Origin of the sequence: Candidatus Protofrankia datiscae (assembly GCF_000177615.2) — a bacterium.
In the GTDB taxonomy this organism is placed as follows: domain Bacteria; phylum Actinomycetota; class Actinomycetes; order Frankiales; family Frankiaceae; genus Protofrankia; species Protofrankia coriariae.
Map to the genome: position 1 here is coordinate 2,599,491 of NC_015656.1, position 17,366 is coordinate 2,616,856.

A 17,366-nucleotide genomic window follows, 5' to 3' on the forward strand; every position below is an offset into this window, starting at 1 on the left:
CGACAAGGCCGCCGAGAGTGCTTGCAGAGGCTCTCGGCGGCCTTTGCGCGTTCGCCCCGGCCGGGGGTCAGAGCCCGTCTGGACGGTGGCGGGCCGTCTCTCTCACGGAGAGTGCCTGAGGGAACGCACAACCGAACGTAATCATCAATACCGGGACTACGCCGGATCATGAGATGAGTGTGCCGGACTGTTTGCTTTGGGGGTGTTGCGTCCCCATGCGTGCCACCCGATATCGTTTGACACAGCATCAGCGCACCCCAGAGACCCAGTGCCAGCCCAGTGTCTCTGTCCCCCAGAAGACACACACGTCGGATCGAAACGCCCAGTCCTGCCCTGATCCGATGTCCCCTCCGAGTAGCCAAAGGTAGGAGCGAGGCCCCCCGATCCTGACGATTTGCCCCGAATCGTCACCGAACCATGTCCACGTCATGGTTCGAAAGTCAGGGATCGCGGTGCCTTGCGGGCGTACGGGAAGGAACACGTGTTGCTCCCACGTGGCGTGATCCGCTTCCCCGCGAGCGGGGAATCCGCTGGTCGCGGTCGCCATCGTGATCAGGCATCGGTGGACGAAGCCGATCACGAATCCCTGTACCGCCGGATCTGGCTGAGCCCGCAGTCCCGCCGGGTCGCCACCATCGCCGCGGTCACGACCGGGACCCTGGCCGCGTCGACCGCGGGCTTTGCCGCGACGATGCCGGGCCCGGGTGGCAACGCCTCGTTGGAGCCCACCGCCACCACCGCCACCACCGCCTCGGTGATCGGCGGCGGGTCGCGCGCAAGCACCCCGGCCACGTCCGCCGTCGGGCTGGCCAGCCGGATCGGCGACCCGGATCCGACCCTCACTGCGGTGTCGATCGCCCCGGACCGTACGACCATCGCCCCGGACGCCCCCGTCGTCTTCACCGTCCGCGCCACCCAGATCGGCACCAACCAGCCCGTCAGCAACCAGCGGATCCGGATCGCGGTGGCGAACGGGCCGCAGTGGACCACCACCGCCCAGCTACAGACCGACGCCAGCGGAACCGCGAAGATCAGCACGCGGCTGCTGTCCACCACGACGCTGACCGCGGTGTTCGACGGCACCAACGCCCTGCGCCCGTCCCTGGCCAATGCGACCACCGTCACGGTGCGCAGCCCCACGACGTCCGGTTCGGCCACCGGCTCGACCACCGGCAGGTCGACGACGACCCCCACGGTCATCCCGGGCAGCTCCATCGGCCAGAAGATCGTCTATCTCGCCTCGCTGCAGAAGGGCAAGCCCTACGTCTACGGCGCGGCCGGCCCCAACGCCTTCGACTGCTCCGGGTACTCGCAGTACGTGTTCAAACAGCTCGGCCGCTACCTCCCCCGCACGGCGCAGCAGCAGTACGACGCCTCCATCCACATCCCCAAGGCGGCCAAGCAGCCCGGCGACCTGATCTTCTTCGGCTCACCGGACAACATCACGCACATGGGCATCTACGCGGGCAACGGCTATATGTGGGCCGCTCCCCAGACCGGGCGGACCATCAACCTCCAGCCCATCTACACCAGCACCTACTGGGTGGGACGTTTCCTGTAGAGCACGGTTGGCCGCCGCTCGTCGTCTAACCTTCTCCCTGTGCGGTGGGCGGCGTCACCGCCCTGCCGTCCTACCGGAGAGGAGGTGCCGAGCGTGGCCGCTACGGCAGCCCCCTCCGACCGGGTGCTCACGATCCCGAACCTGCTCTCCGCCCTGCGGCTGGTCGGGGTCCCCGTCTTCCTGTGGCTGGCGCTGGGACCCCACGCCGACGGGGCGGCGCTCGGCGTTCTCGCCTTTGCCGGTGTCAGCGACTACCTCGACGGCAAGCTCGCCCGGGCACTCGGGCAGACCAGTCGGCTGGGCACCCTGCTCGACCCGCTCGCCGACCGTCTCTACATCTTCGCGACGATCATTGCTCTTACGCTGCGTGACATCGTCCCCTGGTGGTTCGCGGCGCTGCTCGTCGGCCGGGACGTCCTGATCGCGGTCGCCATACCACCGGTGCTGCGGCGGCTGGGCTACGGCCCGGCGCTGCCCGTGCACTACCTGGGCAAGGCCGCGACCTTCAACCTGCTCTACGCCTTCCCGCTGCTGCTGCTCTCGGCCGGGGACGGTTGGCTGGCCACCGCCTCCCGTCCGTTCGGCTGGGCGTTCGCCGTCTGGGGCGCGGCCCTGTACTGGTGGTCGGGGATCCTCTACGGCGTGCAGTTGCGCCGGCTCGTCCGGGCGGCCCGCGGCCCACGGCCGCCGCTGCGCCCGCGCGGGGATCCGGGGCAGCCGGAGGAAGCCGGCCGGCTGGACGCGGAGGTGGGCCGGTGAGAGCCGTCGTCATGGCGGGCGGGGAGGGGACCCGGCTGCGCCCGATAACGGCCAACCAGCCCAAACCGCTGCTCCCCGTCGTCAACCGGCCGATCATGGAGCATGTGCTGCGGCTGCTGCGACGGCACGGGGTCGACGAGACCGTGGTCACCCTGCAGTTCCTCGCCGCCCACGTCCGCGCCTACTTCGGTGACGGCGACGAGCTGGGGATGCGCCTGTCGTACGCCACCGAGACCACGCCGCTGGGAACCGCCGGCAGCGTCAAGAACGCGCAGGACGCGCTGCGCCACGACCCCTTCCTGGTGATCAGTGGGGACGCGCTCACCGACATCGACCTGACCGCCCTGATGGCCCACCACCGCAAGAGCGGGGCGCTGGTCACCGTCGCGCTCAAGTCCGTCCCGAACCCGCTGGAGTTCGGGATCGTCATCACCTCCGACAACGGCCGGATCGCCCGCTTCCTGGAGAAGCCGACCTGGGGGCAGGTGTTCTCCGACACGGTCAACACCGGCATCTACGTCATGGAACCGGAGGTTCTCGACCACGTTCCCCCCGGCGAGCGGGTGGACTGGTCCGGTGAGGTGTTCCCGAAGCTCGTCGCCGCCGGGGCACCGCTGTTCGGCCACGTCGTCGCCGGCTACTGGGAGGACGTCGGCACCCTCGACAGCTTCCTGCGGGTCCAGGCCGACGTGCTCGACGGCAAGGTCGACGTGGACATCGGCGGGTTCGAGGTCTCGCCGGGGGTGTGGATCGGCCGGGACGCCGACGTCCACCCCGACGCGCTGCTCGCCGGACCGCTGGTCGTCGGCGACTACACCAAGGTCGAGGCCGGCGCCGAACTGCGTGAGTTCACCGTCGTCGGCAGCAACGTCATGGTCAAGTCCGGGGCCTTCCTGCACCGGGCGGTGGTCCAGGACAACGCCCAGATCGGGCCGCGGACGCACCTGCGCGGCTGTGTGATCGGCAAGAGCACCGACGTGCTGCGGGCCGCGCGGGTCGAGGAGGGCGCGGTCATCGGGGACGAGTGCGTGATCGAGGAGGAGGCGTTCGTCTCCCACGACGTCAAGATCTACCCGTTCAAGACGATCGAGGCCGGGGCGGTCGTCAACACCAGCGTGATCTGGGAGTCCCGGGGGCAGCGTTCGCTGTTCGGCCCCCGCGGGGTGTCGGGGCTGGTCAACGTCGAGATCACACCGGAGCTGGTGGTCCGGCTCGGCAGCGCGTACGCCACGACCCTGCGCAAGGGCTCGACGGTGACCACCGCCCGGGACACCTCCCGGGCCGCCCGGGCGCTCAAACGCGCGGTGACCAGCGCGCTGACCGCCAGCGCGATCGACGTGCGGGACCTGGAGGTCGCGCCGATGCCGCTGGTCCGCTTCGACGTCCGTTCCTCCGACGCGGCCGGCGGCGTCGTCATCCGCGCGACCGCGGGGGACGCCGAACGCGTCGACATCATCTTCCTGGACGCCGAGGGGAGCGACCTTTCCCCCGCCGTCCAGCGCACGCTCGACCGGGTCGTCAACCGCCAGGAGTTCCGGCGGGCCTTCCCCGACGAGATCGGGGAGCTGCGTTTCCCGGCCCGCACCGCCGGCAGCTACGCCCGGGACCTGCTCGACCGGGTGGACACCTCCGGCCTGGCCGAGGCCGGCCTGAAGATCGTGATCGACGCGGCGGGGGGAACGGCGGCGCTGGTCCTGCCCACGTTGCTGGGACATCTCGGGGTGGACGCGCTCACCGTCAACGGCCGGCTGGACCAGACCGTCCAGACCCATCCGCCCGATGCCCGTCACCGGCACGCGCTGGACCGGCTCGGCGAGCTGGTGGCCAGCTCCCGGGCCGCGTTCGGGGTCCGCTTCGACCACATCGGCGAACGGATCACGATCGTGGACGAGCGGGGTGACCCGATCGATGACGAGCGCGCGCTGCTGGTCTTCCTCGACCTGGTCGCCGCCGAGAACCGCGGGGCCGAGGTCGTGCTGCCGGTGACGACCACGCGGGTCGCCGACCAGGTGACCCGCTTCCACGGGCTGACGGTGCGACGGACGTCGCTGTCCGCCGCCGACCTGACCCGGGCCGCGGCCGACCCGGGCGTCGTCTTCGCCGCGGACGGCCGCGGGGGCTTCGTCGTCCCCGAGTTCGCCTCCGCGATCGACGGCCTGGCCGCGTTCGTCAAGCTGGCCGCCCTGGTCGCCCGGACCAAGCTGACCCTCAGCGCCATCGACGCGCGTATTCCACCGGTCTCCGTCCTGCGCCGTTCCGTGGCGACACCGTGGGCAACCAAGGGGACGGTGATGCGCCGGATCGTGGAATCGGTCGACCCCGACGGGGGATGCACGATCGACACCACCGACGGTGTCCGGGTGATACGGCCGGACGGCTCCTGGGTGCTGGTGCTGCCCGACCCGGCCGAAGCCGTCACCCACCTGTGGGCCGAGGGAAGCGCCGCCACCGACGCCGACCAGCTCCTCCAGCGCTGGAGCGCCGTCATCGCCTCCCCTACGGCTTCTCCCGCATAATCGCGAGAGCGATTATGCGGGGACCCCTGCCTCGCGGGCTGGTGTGGGGCGGTGGCTCGGCGATCGCCACCGGGCGATCGCCGAGGGGAGTCATCCGCGGGTGAGGGTGCTTTGTGATGTTGCGGGGGTGCTGCGTCGGGGGGCGGCGTCCGCTCGTGGCTCGGTGGTCACCTGGCGGTGATCATCGAGGAGGCTCATCCGCAGGCGTGGTTGCTCCGCGAGGGTATGCCGGATATGGGCGTTGTGGACGGGTGCGTCGCGGTGTCGCATTGCGGCGGGTTGCGATGCCCCGCTACGCTCGGCCCGCCGGGTGGCTGGTCGGCCGTAGGGTTGAGCCCGGACGCGCCAGCCGGGCCGGCGGCGGTGCGGGCGGCGTTCGTCACGTCGCAGGCTTCACAGGAGTGTCGGAGCTGGCCGGTGGTACGGGCGTTCGTCGCGTGTCGCCGGCGGCCTTGAGGAGTATCGGAGGCAGTCCCGCGTGTACCCGGAGGACCTGAAGTACACCAGGGAGCACGAGTGGGTCCGGGTGAACGAGGCCACCGTACGGGTGGGTATCACCTCCTACGCCCAGGAGGCTCTCGGCGACATCGTTTTTGTGACATTGCCAGCGGTAGGGGAACGGGTGGAGGCTGGCCGGCCGTTCGGAGAGGTGGAGTCGACCAAGAGCGTCTCCGATGTCTACGCTCCGGTCTCAGGGGAGGTGATCGCCCGTAACGAGGTGCTCGACAGCACCCCCGAGCTGGTCAACTCCGATCCCTACGGGGAGGGCTGGCTGGTCGAGCTGGCTGTCGACGACACGTCCGCGACCGTGTCACTGCTGGACGCCGCTGCGTACCTCCAGCATGTGAAAGCACAGTAAAGGTCTACGGAGTATCCACGGAACATCTACGGAATGCCGTCAGTCGTTCGCGTTGACGCTACGGACGCCACGCCGGAATAGCTCTCCAGCTCCCCTTTTCGCGGCAGTGGGCCTGATGCACTAGCCTCGTTGTGCGCCGGGAAGGCGATACGAGGCCGCGATCTCACGGTCGGTGTTTCCTGTTCCGGTCTCGGAGCCGTTACCGGATGAGGGGACGGGCGTGGCTCCGAGGAGGCAACGAACGTTTTCGCCACCCCCAGGCGAGGTGGCCCGAGTGGCCGGCCAACCGCGTCCGCGGCGGTCCGGCAGGAAGCAGACGCGACCGTGTTCTGCACGAGGTGCGGACAGCAGAACCCGACCGATGCCCTGTACTGCGCACGGTGCGGGTCACCGCTGGTACGTCCAGGTGAGCCCATCGCGCCGGAGCGGCCTGCCGAACAGACCTCCACGCTCAACCTCGCCGCCGCCCTGTCGGGCGTCGAGGGTGATCACGTCGACGAGTCGAGCGAGCGGGACGCGGTCGCCGCGGTCGACGCGCTGCCACCCGGCTCCGGTCTGCTCGTCGTCAAACGCGGCCCCAACGCGGGCAGCCGCTTCCTGCTGGACGCCGACCTGACCACCGCCGGCCGCCATCCGGAAAGCGACATCTTCCTCGACGACGTGACCGTCTCACGTCGCCACGCCGAGTTCCACCGCTCGCCGTACACCAAGGGCTTTGCGGTACGCGATGTCGGTAGCCTCAACGGCACCTATCTCAATCGTGAGCGGATCGACTCCGCCGAGCTCTCCAGCGGCGACGAGGTGCAGATCGGCAAGTTCCGGCTGGTGTTCCTGACCGGACCGGCGCCGTTGACGGGTGGCGGGGGCCCGCAGTGAGCAGGCGGTTCGCGGTGAGTCGAGGGTCGCGTCGATGAGCGCCGGCCGCGCCACGGCCCGTTCCGTACCCGTACCCGCGCCTGCGCGGACGCCGCGGGGCCAGGCGGATGCCTCCAGCGCGAAGACCCTCACCATTGGTGAGATCCTCGACCAGCTGCGGCTGGACTACCCGGACGTGACCCTGTCCAAGATCCGTTATCTGGAGGCGGAGGGGCTCGTCACCCCCGCTCGCACGAGCGCGAACTACCGTAAGTACTCCGCCGACGACGTCGCCCGGCTGCGCTACGTCCTCGGGGCGCAGCGCGAGCGTTTCCTGCCGCTGAGAGTGATCAAGCAGGAGCTGGAGTCGCTGGACCGCGGGCTGCTCCCCCGGGAGCGTCCCGGCCCACGTGTGGTGGCGCCGCCGTCACCCAGCCCCCTCGACGCCCTGCTCGACAACGGCGAGCAGGTGCGGATGTCACGACGGGAGCTGCTCGCCGCGGCCGGTGTCAGCGAGCAGGAACTCACCGAACTCGAGCAGTACGGGCTGGTCGCGCCCCGTCCCGGGGGCAGCTACTTCGACGGGGACGCGCTGGCTGTCGCGCGGACGTTCGCCGCGCTGAGCGGCTTTGGCATCCAGCCTCGGCATCTGCGCCCGTCGCGGGTGGCCGCCGACCGGGAGGCCGGGCTGATCGAGCAGGTGACGGTACCGCTGCGGGCGCAGCGTGACCCGTTCAGCGGCGGGCGGGCAGAGGAGGCCCTGGACGAGATCGCCGGGCTGCTCGTGCGGCTGCACGCGGCCTTGCTGCGCTCCCGGCTGCGCTCCGGGCCGGGGACGTGACGTCCCCGGCGGCGCCCCGGGCCGGCACGTGACACCGCCGGCCGGGGGCGCGGCGTCTGTCGGTTGCGTGGGCCGGCCCAGGTACGGGCACCTATTGTTGACTGGGGTGGCAGGTCCGGACAGCGACCGACCCTGTCGGGGATCTGATCGGGGATCTTGTAGGAGATCTTGTCGGAGGCGCCGGGCCGCTGACGAAGTCCGGAGACCGGGATAGTGTCAGCCGGTGGCGGTTTACAGTTTCCGGTCGGATCATCCCGTCCTGCCCACCTGCGCGAGGAGGTAGATCGGTGCATCGGCTGGACATCGTCGGCGTTCGTGTCGAGCTTCCGTCGAAGCAGCCGATCGTCCTGTTGAAGGAGGTCGGCGGTGAGCGTTACCTGCCTATCTGGATCGGCGCGGTGGAGGCGACGGCCATAGCCTTCGCACAGGAGGGCATCACGACCGCCCGCCCGATGACGCACGACCTGATGCGTGACGTGTTGCGTGCCCTGCGGACCGAGCTCACCAGGGTGACCATCAACGACCTGCAGGACGGTGTGTTCTTCGCCACACTCGTGTTCGGCAACGGGGTCGAGGTCTCGGCCCGGCCGTCGGACGCCATCGCACTGGCGATGCGGATGGGGGCGCCGGTCTACGGCGAGGAGTCCGTGCTCGCCGAGGCCGGGATCACCGTGCCGGAGGAGCAGGAGAACGAGCTGGAGAAGTTCCGGGAGTTCCTCGACACGATCTCACCGGAGGACTTCAACACGCCAGGCTCCTGAAGGCAGGGTCCGAGCTTGTGACGCGCCGGCCGGCGGGCCGTACAGAAGGTCACATGCCGGGACTTTCCGTATAGACCATGACGTGGACGGGAGCGCCGTCGGTGTGCCGGTCGTACGGGCGTGCCTGGCAGGCGGTCCGTGTCGACCGTCGTCAGGTTCCAGGAGCCTGCGGGCGCGTCAGGACGCCCTGTCAGCCGCCTGGTTCTCGGGCCGCCGAAAGGCTTCCCAGCCGATTCGTACGGTTCGCCGACCGCTGTGGCCGTGTGCGGCTGTATCCTCACAAAGGCTTGATCTGGGAACATTGTGGGTCTGTCACGGGACACGCCAATCACGATCATTGATGGGATCGCCCGAGGCTCTTACCGTCGAGTCGAGGCGGCTGAGCGAGCCCGGGTGACTGGCTGGCGGACGGGACGACGACAGCGATGATCGGATGGCGATGATCGGACAGGGACAGCTCTTCCCGGACGATCTTCCATTGCCGCCCGGTGACGATGTCGGTTACCGGGGGCCTACCGCGTGTGCGGCCGCGGGCATCACCTACCGGCAGCTCGACTACTGGGCCCGCACCGGCCTGGTCGTGCCGAGCGTGCGCGGCGCCACCGGGTCGGGCAGCCAGCGGCTGTACTCCTTCCGGGACGTGCTGGTCCTGCGTGTCGTGCGCAAGCTGCTGGAGGCCGGGGTCTCCCTGCAGAACATCCGCGCCGCCGCCGACTGCCTGCGCCTGCGCGGGATCGAGGACCTGGCGCAGGTCACGCTGGTCAGCGACGGGTCGACCGTGTACGAGTGCACCTCCGACGACCAGGTCATCGACCTCGTCCAGGGCGGCCAGGGGGTTTTCGCGATCGCGGTCGGCCGGGCCGTCCAGGACATGCGCGGGCAGCTGTCCCAGCTTCCGACCGAACGTCCCGAACGCGGGCACACCGAGCCGACAGCGGTCGGTCATCCCGGGGACGAACTGGCCAACCGGCGCAGCCGGCGCAGCTCGGCCTGACGGCCCCGCGGCCGGCCGGCCATCGATGATGATCCGCAGCGGTCAGTGTGGGTTCGCGGCGGCGCGGCTCGCGGCGTAGTGCGTGGTGCCGTGCGGCGCGGCACAGTGCGGGTCGTCAGGCCGCCCGGCCGTGGGGTGCGCCGCGGTGGGCAGATGGTCGACCTGCAAGGTGATGTGGTCGATGTGATGCTCCTCCCGCAGCCAGGCGTGCATCCCGACCCGGACGGCGTGGCAGTCCGCGTCGGGATGCACCAGCACGTGCGCGGACAACGCCGGCTCACCGGAGGTGATCTGCCAGATGTGCAGGTCGTGGACCTCGCTGACACCGGGCCGGCGGGCCATCGCGGCACCGATGCCGTCCGGGTCGACCCCGTCGGGAGCAGCCTCGAGGAAGATCCGGCCGGACGCGTACAGCAGGCCGGCACCGGCTTTGACCATGAGGACGACGACGGTCAGCGAGGCGATCGTGTCCGCGCGCTCCCAGCCGGTGGCGAGAACGACCACGCCCGCGGCGGCGGTGGCGACGAACGCGTAGAGATCGCTGAGAATGTGCTGGAAGGCGCCGTCGATGTTCAGGCTCGTCCGGTTGGCCCGGCTCATCGCCCAGGCCGCGGCGAGGTTGACGGCCACCCCGACGAGCGCGACGGCCAGCATGGGCCCACCGGCCACATCACCCGGGGTGAACAGCCGGCGGATCGCCTCGACGGTGAGCCAGCCGGCCAGCAGGAGCAGGGTGAGCCCGTTGACCTGGGCGGAGAGGATCTCCACCCGGCGCAGGCCGAACGTGTAGGCGCCGCCGGCCGGCCGTGCCGCGACCCGCAGAGCCACCAGCGCCAGCATGATCGCCGCTGCGTCAGTGAGCATGTGGGCCGCGTCCGACAGCAGCGCCAGGGAGTGCGCGAGCAGGCCGACGACGACCTCCACGACGAGATAGGCGAGGATGACGCCGAGGGCGATCATCAGCCAGCGTCGGTCCGCGTCCGCGGCGACGTCGTGCCCGTGACCGGCGTCGCGTCCGTGACCGGTGTCGTGTTCGTGACCGGTGTGCCGGCCGCTGCCGCGGCCATGGCCGTGCGCTGTTCCGGTATTCTCCGCCACCGGTCTTCCTTTCCTGGCCCGCCGCTGTCCTGCCATGGCCGCCCCCGCTTTCAACGTTACTTCCTTCAACCAGTCCCGTCATTTGCGCTGAAAATGGCTGTCGATATCGGATTCAGTGTTCCGGGAAGCGGCGCTGTTTTCCCGCCGTCCGTTTCCCGCATCCGGGCGGGCGATTTCTCCGGATGTCACGGCCGGGACGGCTTCCCGCCCGTGACATGCCCGGGCGGCAGCGGTGCCCGCGGCCGCCGGCGCCACCGCCGTTCCCGTCGCCGTCGATGCTCCGTACCGTCTCGCGCCGGCCCCGGCCGGCCGCCCGGTTGGATGATCGTCGAGTGGTCGGGGCGGGCCGGGAGAGCCGTCGTACACGCGCAGCGGCAGGTCACTTCGCCGTTCCCGAACCTGTCGGTGGCGTGCCGTACGATCGCCAACTGTGTCTGACAAACCCGCGGTACTCGCGCACGACCTGCACAAGCGCTTCGGCACGAGCGTCGCGCTCGCCGGTCTGGATCTCAGCGTGGCGACCGGGACAGTACACGCGGTCCTCGGTCCGAACGGCGCCGGCAAGACGACCGCTGTGAAAATTCTCACCACCTTGTTGCGTGCCGATTCCGGACATGCCGAGGTTCTCGGTCTTGACGTCAGCCGACGCGCGGGTGAACTGCGGTCCCGAATCGGGCTCACCGGTCAGTACGCCGCCGTCGACGAACGGCTCACCGGCCAGGAGAACCTGGAGATGTTCGGCCGGCTCTACCGGCTGTCGGTTGTTTCGGCGCGGGCCCGTGCCGAAACCCTGCTGGAACGTTTCGACCTCACCGACGCCGCCCGCCGACAGGCCGGCACCTATTCCGGTGGTATGCGCCGGCGGCTCGACCTGGCCGCCAGCCTGATCCTCGCGCCGCCCATGCTCTTCCTCGACGAACCGACGACCGGGCTCGACCCGCGCAGCCGGATCCAGATGTGGAAAGTCATCGAGGAACTCGTCCGGGACGGCACCACCGTCCTGCTGACGACGCAGTACCTGGAGGAGGCCGACCAGCTGGCCCGGCGCATCTCGGTGATCGACGGTGGCCGGGTCATCGCGGAGGGCACCGCCGACGACCTGAAGTCGCAGGTGGGCGGGGACCGTCTCGACATCGTGATCACCCGGGGCGGGGACGTCGACGCCGCGCGCGGCGTGCTGGCACGGTTCGCCTCCGGCGAGGTGAGTGTCGACGTCGACCGGCGGCGGCTGAGCGCGCCGATGAACCGCGGTGCCGGCGTGCTGCCGGACCTGGTCCGCGGCGTCGACGAGGTGGGCGTGGCCCTCGAGGACATCGCGCTGCACCGGCCCACCCTCGACGACGTCTTCCTGGCACTCACCGGCCATCACGCGCGCGACGAGGGCACGGCCACGAGCCCGCACGAGAGCACCACCACCGAGGATCTGGTGACGACATGAGCACCATCAGCGGCAACGCCGCCGCCGTCGCGGTCCGGCCGGTCGAGGGCCGCAGCAGGCTCGTCTGGTCGCTACTGGACGCCTGGGTCGTCTGCCGGCGCAACCTGATCCAGACCTGGCGGGTGCCCGAGCTGCTGGTGTTCTCCACGATCCAGCCGGTGATGTTCGTGCTGCTGTTCGTCTACGTGTTCGGTGGCGCGATCAACGTCGGGCCCGGGGTGGACTACGTGGACTTCCTGATGCCCGGGATCTTCATCCAGACGGCGATCTTCGGCAGCATGGTGACGGGTGTCGGGCTCGCCGAGGACCGCCAGCGTGGCCTGATCGACCGGTTCCGCTCGCTGCCGATGTCGCGGGGCGCGCTGCTGGCCGGCCGGACCCTCTCGGACCTGTTCCGCAACGTGTTCGTAGTCGCGATCATGCTGCTGGTCGGGATCGCGGTCGGGTTCCGCTTCGGTGACACGACCGTGCCCGCGGTGCTGGTCGGCTTCGCCCTCATGCTGCTGTTCTCCTACGCGTTCGCCTGGGTGTCGGCGGTGATCGGGCTGTCGGTGCGCAACGCGGAGGCGGCGCAGTCGGCCGGGTTCATCTGGGTCTTCCCGCTGACCTTCGCCAGCTCCGCGTTCGTCCCGGTCAGCACGATGCCGGGCTGGCTGCAGGCCTTCGCCGAGCATCAGCCGATCACCGTGACGATCGACGCGACGCGGGCGCTGTTCCTCGGCGGCCCGGTGGCCTCCGCGCTGCTCCAGTCGCTGGCGTGGTGTGTCGGGATGCTCGTCGTCTTCGTGCCGTGGTGTATCCGGGTCTACCGGCGGTCCACCGGCGGCTGACCCACCGACGTCACCGACCCGACCGGCCCGACCGGCCCGACCGGCCTGGTCAGCTGGGCCGACACCGCGGATGCCCAGCCGTCCGTACTGGACCATCCCCACCTGGCCCGGGCACGATGTACGGATGTCCTCGTCCGGTAGCGTCACATTCGCGGACACCGTTGGAGTCAGGGAAAACCCCGCCCTGACCGGATCTTGCCGTTAGGTTGGTGCTCCGTCGTGGCATCGGTGTGAGCGCGGGGAGGTCGTGGTGTCGGGCACTCGGCGGGTCCGGACACTCGTCACCGGCATTCAGACATGCCTGGGCGAGGCGCTGAGCCTTGCCGACCAACTGGACGCGCTGGCCGACCAGGTCGAACGGCCCGGCGCGGACGGGCCAGCATCCGGCGGCCGGGCCCGCCCGCCCGGCCAGCGGGCGCCTTCCGTGGATGTCTGGCACGCCATCCCCGACGTTGCTGACGAGCAGCTGCCGGCCGCGATCGGGATGGCCGCCGCGATCGCCCGTGGACAGACGCCGGACCTCGCCAGCGCGCCCTGGTCGTCACCGCTGTGGCCGTCGCCCGAACCGGCCGGCCACGCGCCGGGGAGCGGGGCCGCCACCGCCCTGCCCGAGCTGCCGGAACTGCCAGGCCGTCCGCGACCACGGCCGGCGGCCGGGCGTCCCTACCGGCCGGGGCTGTGGCGGGTGGGCCGGGTACTCGTCCCACCTCTGCTGCCCGGCGGGCAGACCGCCGAGGTGCCGCTGGCCGTCAGTCTCCTCGACGGCGGCAACCTGCGGATCGTGGTGGACCGTGACCGCCGGGCCGAGGGCGTCGGCGTCGTACGGGCACTGCTCACCCGGGTGCTCGCGGCGGCACCACCGGGATCGGTCCGGGTCACCGTCTACGACCCCTACGAGCTTGGCGCCGGGCTCGCCGGCTTCGCCCCGCTGCGGGCCGCCGGCGTGGTCAGCCCCACCCTGACCACCCGGACCAGGCTGGAGACCGCGCTGGGGGAGCTGTCCGCGGACGTCGGGCGCATCACCGTCGACCGGCTTGGTGGCCGGTTCGCCTCCCTGCGGGAACGGGAGGCCGCGGGCCTGCCCCGGGCCGAGCCGTGGCGGCTGCTGGTGCTGCTGGCCTGGCCGTCGCTGGCCGACGACGCCGCGCGGGCGCTGGAGGCGGTCGCCGCCCAGGGCCCCGCGTGCGGCGTGCACGTGATCGCGCTGGTGGAGGACGGCGGTGCGGCCGTCGTCGGCCGCCGGGGGCACGAGACGCTGACGGGCGCCGAGACCCTGCGCGCGACCGGGCCCACCGAGGATCCCGCCGTGGACGGTCTGTTCACCGCTGCCGGGGGCGTGCCCGACGGCGACCGGGTTTCCGCGGCCGCCCCGACGGTCTGGAGCTGTTCGCTGGCCGGGCCGCTGGAATGCGAGCTGGACGACCCGCCGCCGCCCGAGCTGGTGGCCGCGGTCGCCGAGTCCGTCGCGGCCTCGACGGCCGTCGAGGCCGCCCGCCACCCGGACGCCCGGGCGCTGCTTCCCGACACGTTGTGGAGCTTCGACGCGGCCGGTGGTCTGAGCGTCCCGGTGGCGTTCGGACCGGACGGTCCGGTCACGCTCCGCTTCGACGACGACACCGTCCATGCTCTTGTGGGCGGGCAGGCCGGCTCGGGCAAGTCGACGCTGCTGCTCGACGTGGTGTACGGGCTGGCCGCCCGCTACGCCCCCGAGCAGCTGCGCTTCCACCTGCTCGACTTCAAGGAGGGCCTGGAGTTCGCCCAGTTCGCCCCCCGGGCCGACGACCCGTTCGTGCTGCCGCACGCGGACACCATCGGGATGGACAGCGACCGGGAGTTCGGCGTCGCCGTGCTGCGCCATGTCCGCGCCCAGATGCAGCGCCGGGCCCTGGCCATGCGGGCCGTTGGCGCCCGGGACCTGCGCGGCCTGCGGGCCGCGCAGGGCGGCGCCGGCTGGCCGCGGATCCTGGTGGTGATCGACGAGTTCCAGGTGATGCTCACCCCGCTCGACGCGGTGTCGCGGGAGGCGGTCTCGCATCTGGAGGCGCTCGCCCGCCAGGGCCGCGCCTACGGCATCCACCTGCTGCTGGCCAGCCAGACGCTGTCGGGCATCGACGCCCTGGACGCCACCGCCGGCAAGCGCGGTTCGATCTTCGGTCAGTTCGCGTTGCGGATCGCGCTGCGCACCTCGATCTCGGAGTCCCGGGTGCTGCTGTCGACCACCAACGAGGCGGCGGGCGCGCTCGCGGGCGTGGGGGAGGCCATCGTCAACCGGCGTAACGGCCACCCGGCCGGCAACGAACTCGTCCGGGTGGCCTACCCCACCCCGGCAGTGCTCACGTCGCTGCGCGCGAGCCTGGCGGGGGCGGGGGCGCCCGGCGCGCCGGGCCGACCCGGGCCACGGGTTTTCGTCGGCCACGCACCGGCGATCCTGGACGACAACCAGCTCTACCGGTCGCTCGCGGGTACGCCCGTCCCGGTGGAGCGCGCCGAGCGTGCCGGCGCCGCCGACGCCGCAGCCCTCGAGGGCAGCCCCGACGGCAGTGGCGCGATCGGCGGTGCCGACAGCGGGGACGGCGCGGGCACCGCCGGGACGGCCGAGCCGCTGGCCCTGGTAGGGGTCCCCCTCGACCTGCATCCGGCTGCCGTGGGGGTGCGGCTGTCCCCGCTGCCGGGACGCAACCTCGCGGTGCTCGGCCCGTTGCGCCGGGAGGCGGTCGGGGTGCTGCAGGCGGCCGTGGTGAGCGTCGCGGGCCAGGACGCGCCGGGCGGCGTACGGGTCGACATCGTCGCGGTCACCGCCGAGACCACGCAGGCGGCGGAGGTGCTCGCCGGCCGGGTCCGTGCCGTCGGGCAGTCCGCCCGGGTCCATCCGCCGGCGGCGCTGCGCCGGGTGTTGCGGGAGATCAGCGACGAGGTACGGGACCGGGAGGAGACCGCGCTGGCCGGCGCGGCCGGCGGCCCCTGGCCCGGCGACCGGTCCTACGAGAGGTTCGCCCGGCCGGTGCGGCTGCTCGTCCTGTTCGCCGCCGACGCCGGGCGGGCCGTCCTGGAGGCCAAGGAGCCTCCCGCCCGCCGTTCGGGCCTGGACGACCTGCGTTTCGTCACCCGTCGGGGCCCTGGCCAGCGGGTGCACCTGCTCGGCTGGTGGCGCGGCCCGGGCCGGCTGCTCGACGATCTCGGCCCCATGCACCGCGACGACGTGGGGGCGTGGGTCGCGGTCGGCGTGCCTGCGAGCGACCTGTTCAGTCTCGCGGGCAACCGGTCGGTCACCGCGGGGACGGGCCCGAACCGGGCGGTTCTGTTCGACCGGAACGGGTATGCGGAGACCCGCACGATTGTCCCGTTCTCGCCGCTGCCGGCCCAGGCCGAGCCGCCGGCGGCGGTGGCGGGTGACCCGCGGCACGACCAGGAGTCGTGGAGGAGGCTACCGGGGTGACCGGGCCGGCTGGACGCGTCGACGACACTGGACGAGTCGACGGCAACGGCGCCGGCGCCCTCCCGTGCCGCCGGCCACCGGCCACCGGGGCAACGACCGGGCCGGTGACCGGCGCGCCCGCAACCCACGAAACGAGGATCATGGTTGACGTGCCCGACCAGCCGGGTGGCTTCCTCGCCGTACCGGAGGTCGACCCGCGGCGCCGGGTCGACCTCCACCACAAGCCCGTCCTGGAGCCCGCCCTGCGTGATCCCGACCTCGACGACCCGCTGATCGCGGCCGTGCGCTACCGGGCGTTGCTCGCCGAACTCAACCAGGCCAGGAACAAGGTGGAGGACCGGATGTCCGCCGGCCGGCAGCGGCGTGCCGCGCTCGCGCAGGCGCACCGGGAGTCGGCGGAGGCGATCCGCGCCAAGGTCGACGAGGTGTGGCGGACGGTGGCCGAACCGCTCGCGCACCACGGGATCAGCAGCCTTGACCAGCTCCGGCCGCCTCCGGTGGAGCGGGCCGACGACGTGCCCGCCGTCGCCGCAGCCGATCACGATTTTTCTGATCGTTACCTGTCCGACCATGATGTACCTGGCCATGACGTGGCCGGCCACGACGTGGCCGGCCGCACGTCCGACCGTGACATACCCGTCGTCACCGGGCCTGGCCGTGGGCACGGGCCCGGTGGCCGGCCGATCGCCCGGGCCCAGCACCGCCGCGGTGAGCCGGGCCGGGCGCGCCCGGCCGGCGGCGCCGCGCCGCAGCGGCGGGCACGTACCAGACAGGTGGTCAGGGCGGCCTCCGCCGGTGCGGCGGTTCCGTTCGAGCCGTCCGAGGCGCCGGGGCGTGCTCACGAGCTGTGCCTGATCGCGATGGGGCACGCAGCCGAGCTGCGGGCGGTCACACGGTCCGGTTCGTCGGCCTCGGCCGCGATCGTCATCGGTCTGGGTTGCCTGCTGGTGGCTGGTGGGGTGACCGTGTTGCGGGTGTTGTTCGGGGTTGCGGCGCTGCCGTCCCTCACCGGTGCCGCCGTGCTCACCGCCGTCGGTGTGGCGGTGGCGACCGACGTGGCTCGGGTGGAGGTTGCCCGTGCGGCGCTGCTCGGGGCCGGTACGGCCGGTGCCGCGGTGCTGGCGACCATACGGGTGGCGTCGCTGGACCCGACCGACGTGATCGCCTCGCTGGTGGCGCTGGTGCTGGCGCTGCGGTTCGGGCTCGGTGTCGGCGCGCCGCGACATCCGCAGCGGAAGTGACCCGGCCGCCGGCCCTCCGGGGCGCTGTCCCTGGGGCATGCACGTCCCCGGAGGTACAAGCCCCGCAGGAGCTTTCAGGGGTGCGGCCCGGCAGTGGCTTTCGGGGGCGCAGGCCTCGTGGGGGGCCTTCAGGGACATGGCTCCGCAGGTGGGATACAAGAGCGGACGTGACAGAAG

At 71.6% G+C, this 17,366-nt stretch carries 13 protein-coding genes; 12 read left to right on the forward strand and 1 reads right to left on the reverse strand.

All coding sequences use genetic code 11. From position 1 onward, the window contains the following. The first annotated feature begins 481 nt into the window (after positions 1 to 481). From FSYMDG_RS10665 to FSYMDG_RS10700, 8 genes are all read left to right on the forward strand, one after another. On the forward strand, positions 482 to 1,561 hold the full coding sequence (locus FSYMDG_RS10665) for a C40 family peptidase (protein ID WP_347176560.1): 1,080 nt from the start codon (positions 482 to 484) through the stop codon (positions 1,559 to 1,561). Positions 1,562 to 1,654: 93 nt separating this feature from the next. Further along, positions 1,655 to 2,320 carry a CDP-alcohol phosphatidyltransferase family protein gene (locus FSYMDG_RS10670; protein ID WP_013873517.1) on the forward strand — a complete coding sequence of 222 codons (666 nt, stop codon included), beginning with the start codon at positions 1,655 to 1,657 and terminating at the stop codon, positions 2,318 to 2,320. Positions 2,321 to 2,331: 11 nt separating this feature from the next. Continuing rightward, positions 2,332 to 4,836: a mannose-1-phosphate guanyltransferase gene (locus FSYMDG_RS10675; protein ID WP_043606039.1), complete on the forward strand. Its 2,505-nt coding sequence runs from the start codon at positions 2,332 to 2,334 to the stop codon at positions 4,834 to 4,836. Between the two features lie 478 nt (positions 4,837 to 5,314). Continuing rightward, positions 5,315 to 5,695, forward strand: coding sequence for a glycine cleavage system protein GcvH (gene gcvH, locus FSYMDG_RS10680; protein ID WP_013873519.1), 381 nt, complete (start codon positions 5,315 to 5,317; stop codon positions 5,693 to 5,695). 324 nt (positions 5,696 to 6,019) lie between these two features. Next, positions 6,020 to 6,571 (forward strand): FHA domain-containing protein, encoded by a 552-nt coding sequence (locus tag FSYMDG_RS10685; RefSeq protein WP_013873520.1) that lies wholly within the window; start codon positions 6,020 to 6,022, stop codon positions 6,569 to 6,571. A gap of 34 nt (positions 6,572 to 6,605) precedes the next feature. Then, entirely contained in the window at positions 6,606 to 7,391 is a 786-nt protein-coding gene (gene ftsR, locus FSYMDG_RS10690; RefSeq protein ID WP_013873521.1) for a transcriptional regulator FtsR, read from the forward strand. A gap of 287 nt (positions 7,392 to 7,678) precedes the next feature. Then, positions 7,679 to 8,152, forward strand: a complete 474-nt coding sequence (locus tag FSYMDG_RS10695; protein WP_013873522.1) for a bifunctional nuclease family protein — start codon at positions 7,679 to 7,681, stop codon at positions 8,150 to 8,152. A gap of 433 nt (positions 8,153 to 8,585) precedes the next feature. Then, positions 8,586 to 9,146, forward strand: coding sequence for a MerR family transcriptional regulator (locus tag FSYMDG_RS10700; protein ID WP_237703065.1), 561 nt, complete (start codon positions 8,586 to 8,588; stop codon positions 9,144 to 9,146). Between the two features lie 42 nt (positions 9,147 to 9,188). On the opposite strand, the gene FSYMDG_RS10705 is transcribed toward FSYMDG_RS10700, so the two are convergent. Next, complete coding sequence (locus FSYMDG_RS10705; RefSeq protein ID WP_013873524.1) at positions 9,189 to 10,244, reverse strand: cation diffusion facilitator family transporter; 1,056 nt, start codon at positions 10,242 to 10,244, stop codon at positions 9,189 to 9,191. Between the two features lie 430 nt (positions 10,245 to 10,674). Here FSYMDG_RS10705 and FSYMDG_RS10710 point away from each other — a divergent pair, with 430 nt between their 5' ends. The 4 genes from FSYMDG_RS10710 (at position 10,675) to FSYMDG_RS10725 (ending at position 17,189) form a co-directional block, all read left to right on the forward strand. Further along, a complete protein-coding gene (locus FSYMDG_RS10710) occupies positions 10,675 to 11,682 on the forward strand; it encodes a daunorubicin resistance protein DrrA family ABC transporter ATP-binding protein (protein WP_013873525.1) in 1,008 nt (335 codons plus the stop codon). Next, complete coding sequence (locus FSYMDG_RS10715; protein WP_013873526.1) at positions 11,679 to 12,512, forward strand: ABC transporter permease; 834 nt, start codon at positions 11,679 to 11,681, stop codon at positions 12,510 to 12,512. The genes FSYMDG_RS10710 and FSYMDG_RS10715 overlap by 4 nt, the downstream gene beginning before the upstream one ends. Positions 12,513 to 12,762: 250 nt before the next feature. Further along, positions 12,763 to 15,948, forward strand: a complete 3,186-nt coding sequence (locus FSYMDG_RS10720) for an FtsK/SpoIIIE domain-containing protein (RefSeq protein WP_013873527.1) — start codon at positions 12,763 to 12,765, stop codon at positions 15,946 to 15,948. Continuing rightward, positions 15,927 to 17,189, forward strand: coding sequence for a hypothetical protein (locus FSYMDG_RS10725; protein WP_050803469.1), 1,263 nt, complete (start codon positions 15,927 to 15,929; stop codon positions 17,187 to 17,189). The genes FSYMDG_RS10720 and FSYMDG_RS10725 overlap by 22 nt, the downstream gene beginning before the upstream one ends. Positions 17,190 to 17,366: the final 177 nt, after the last annotated feature.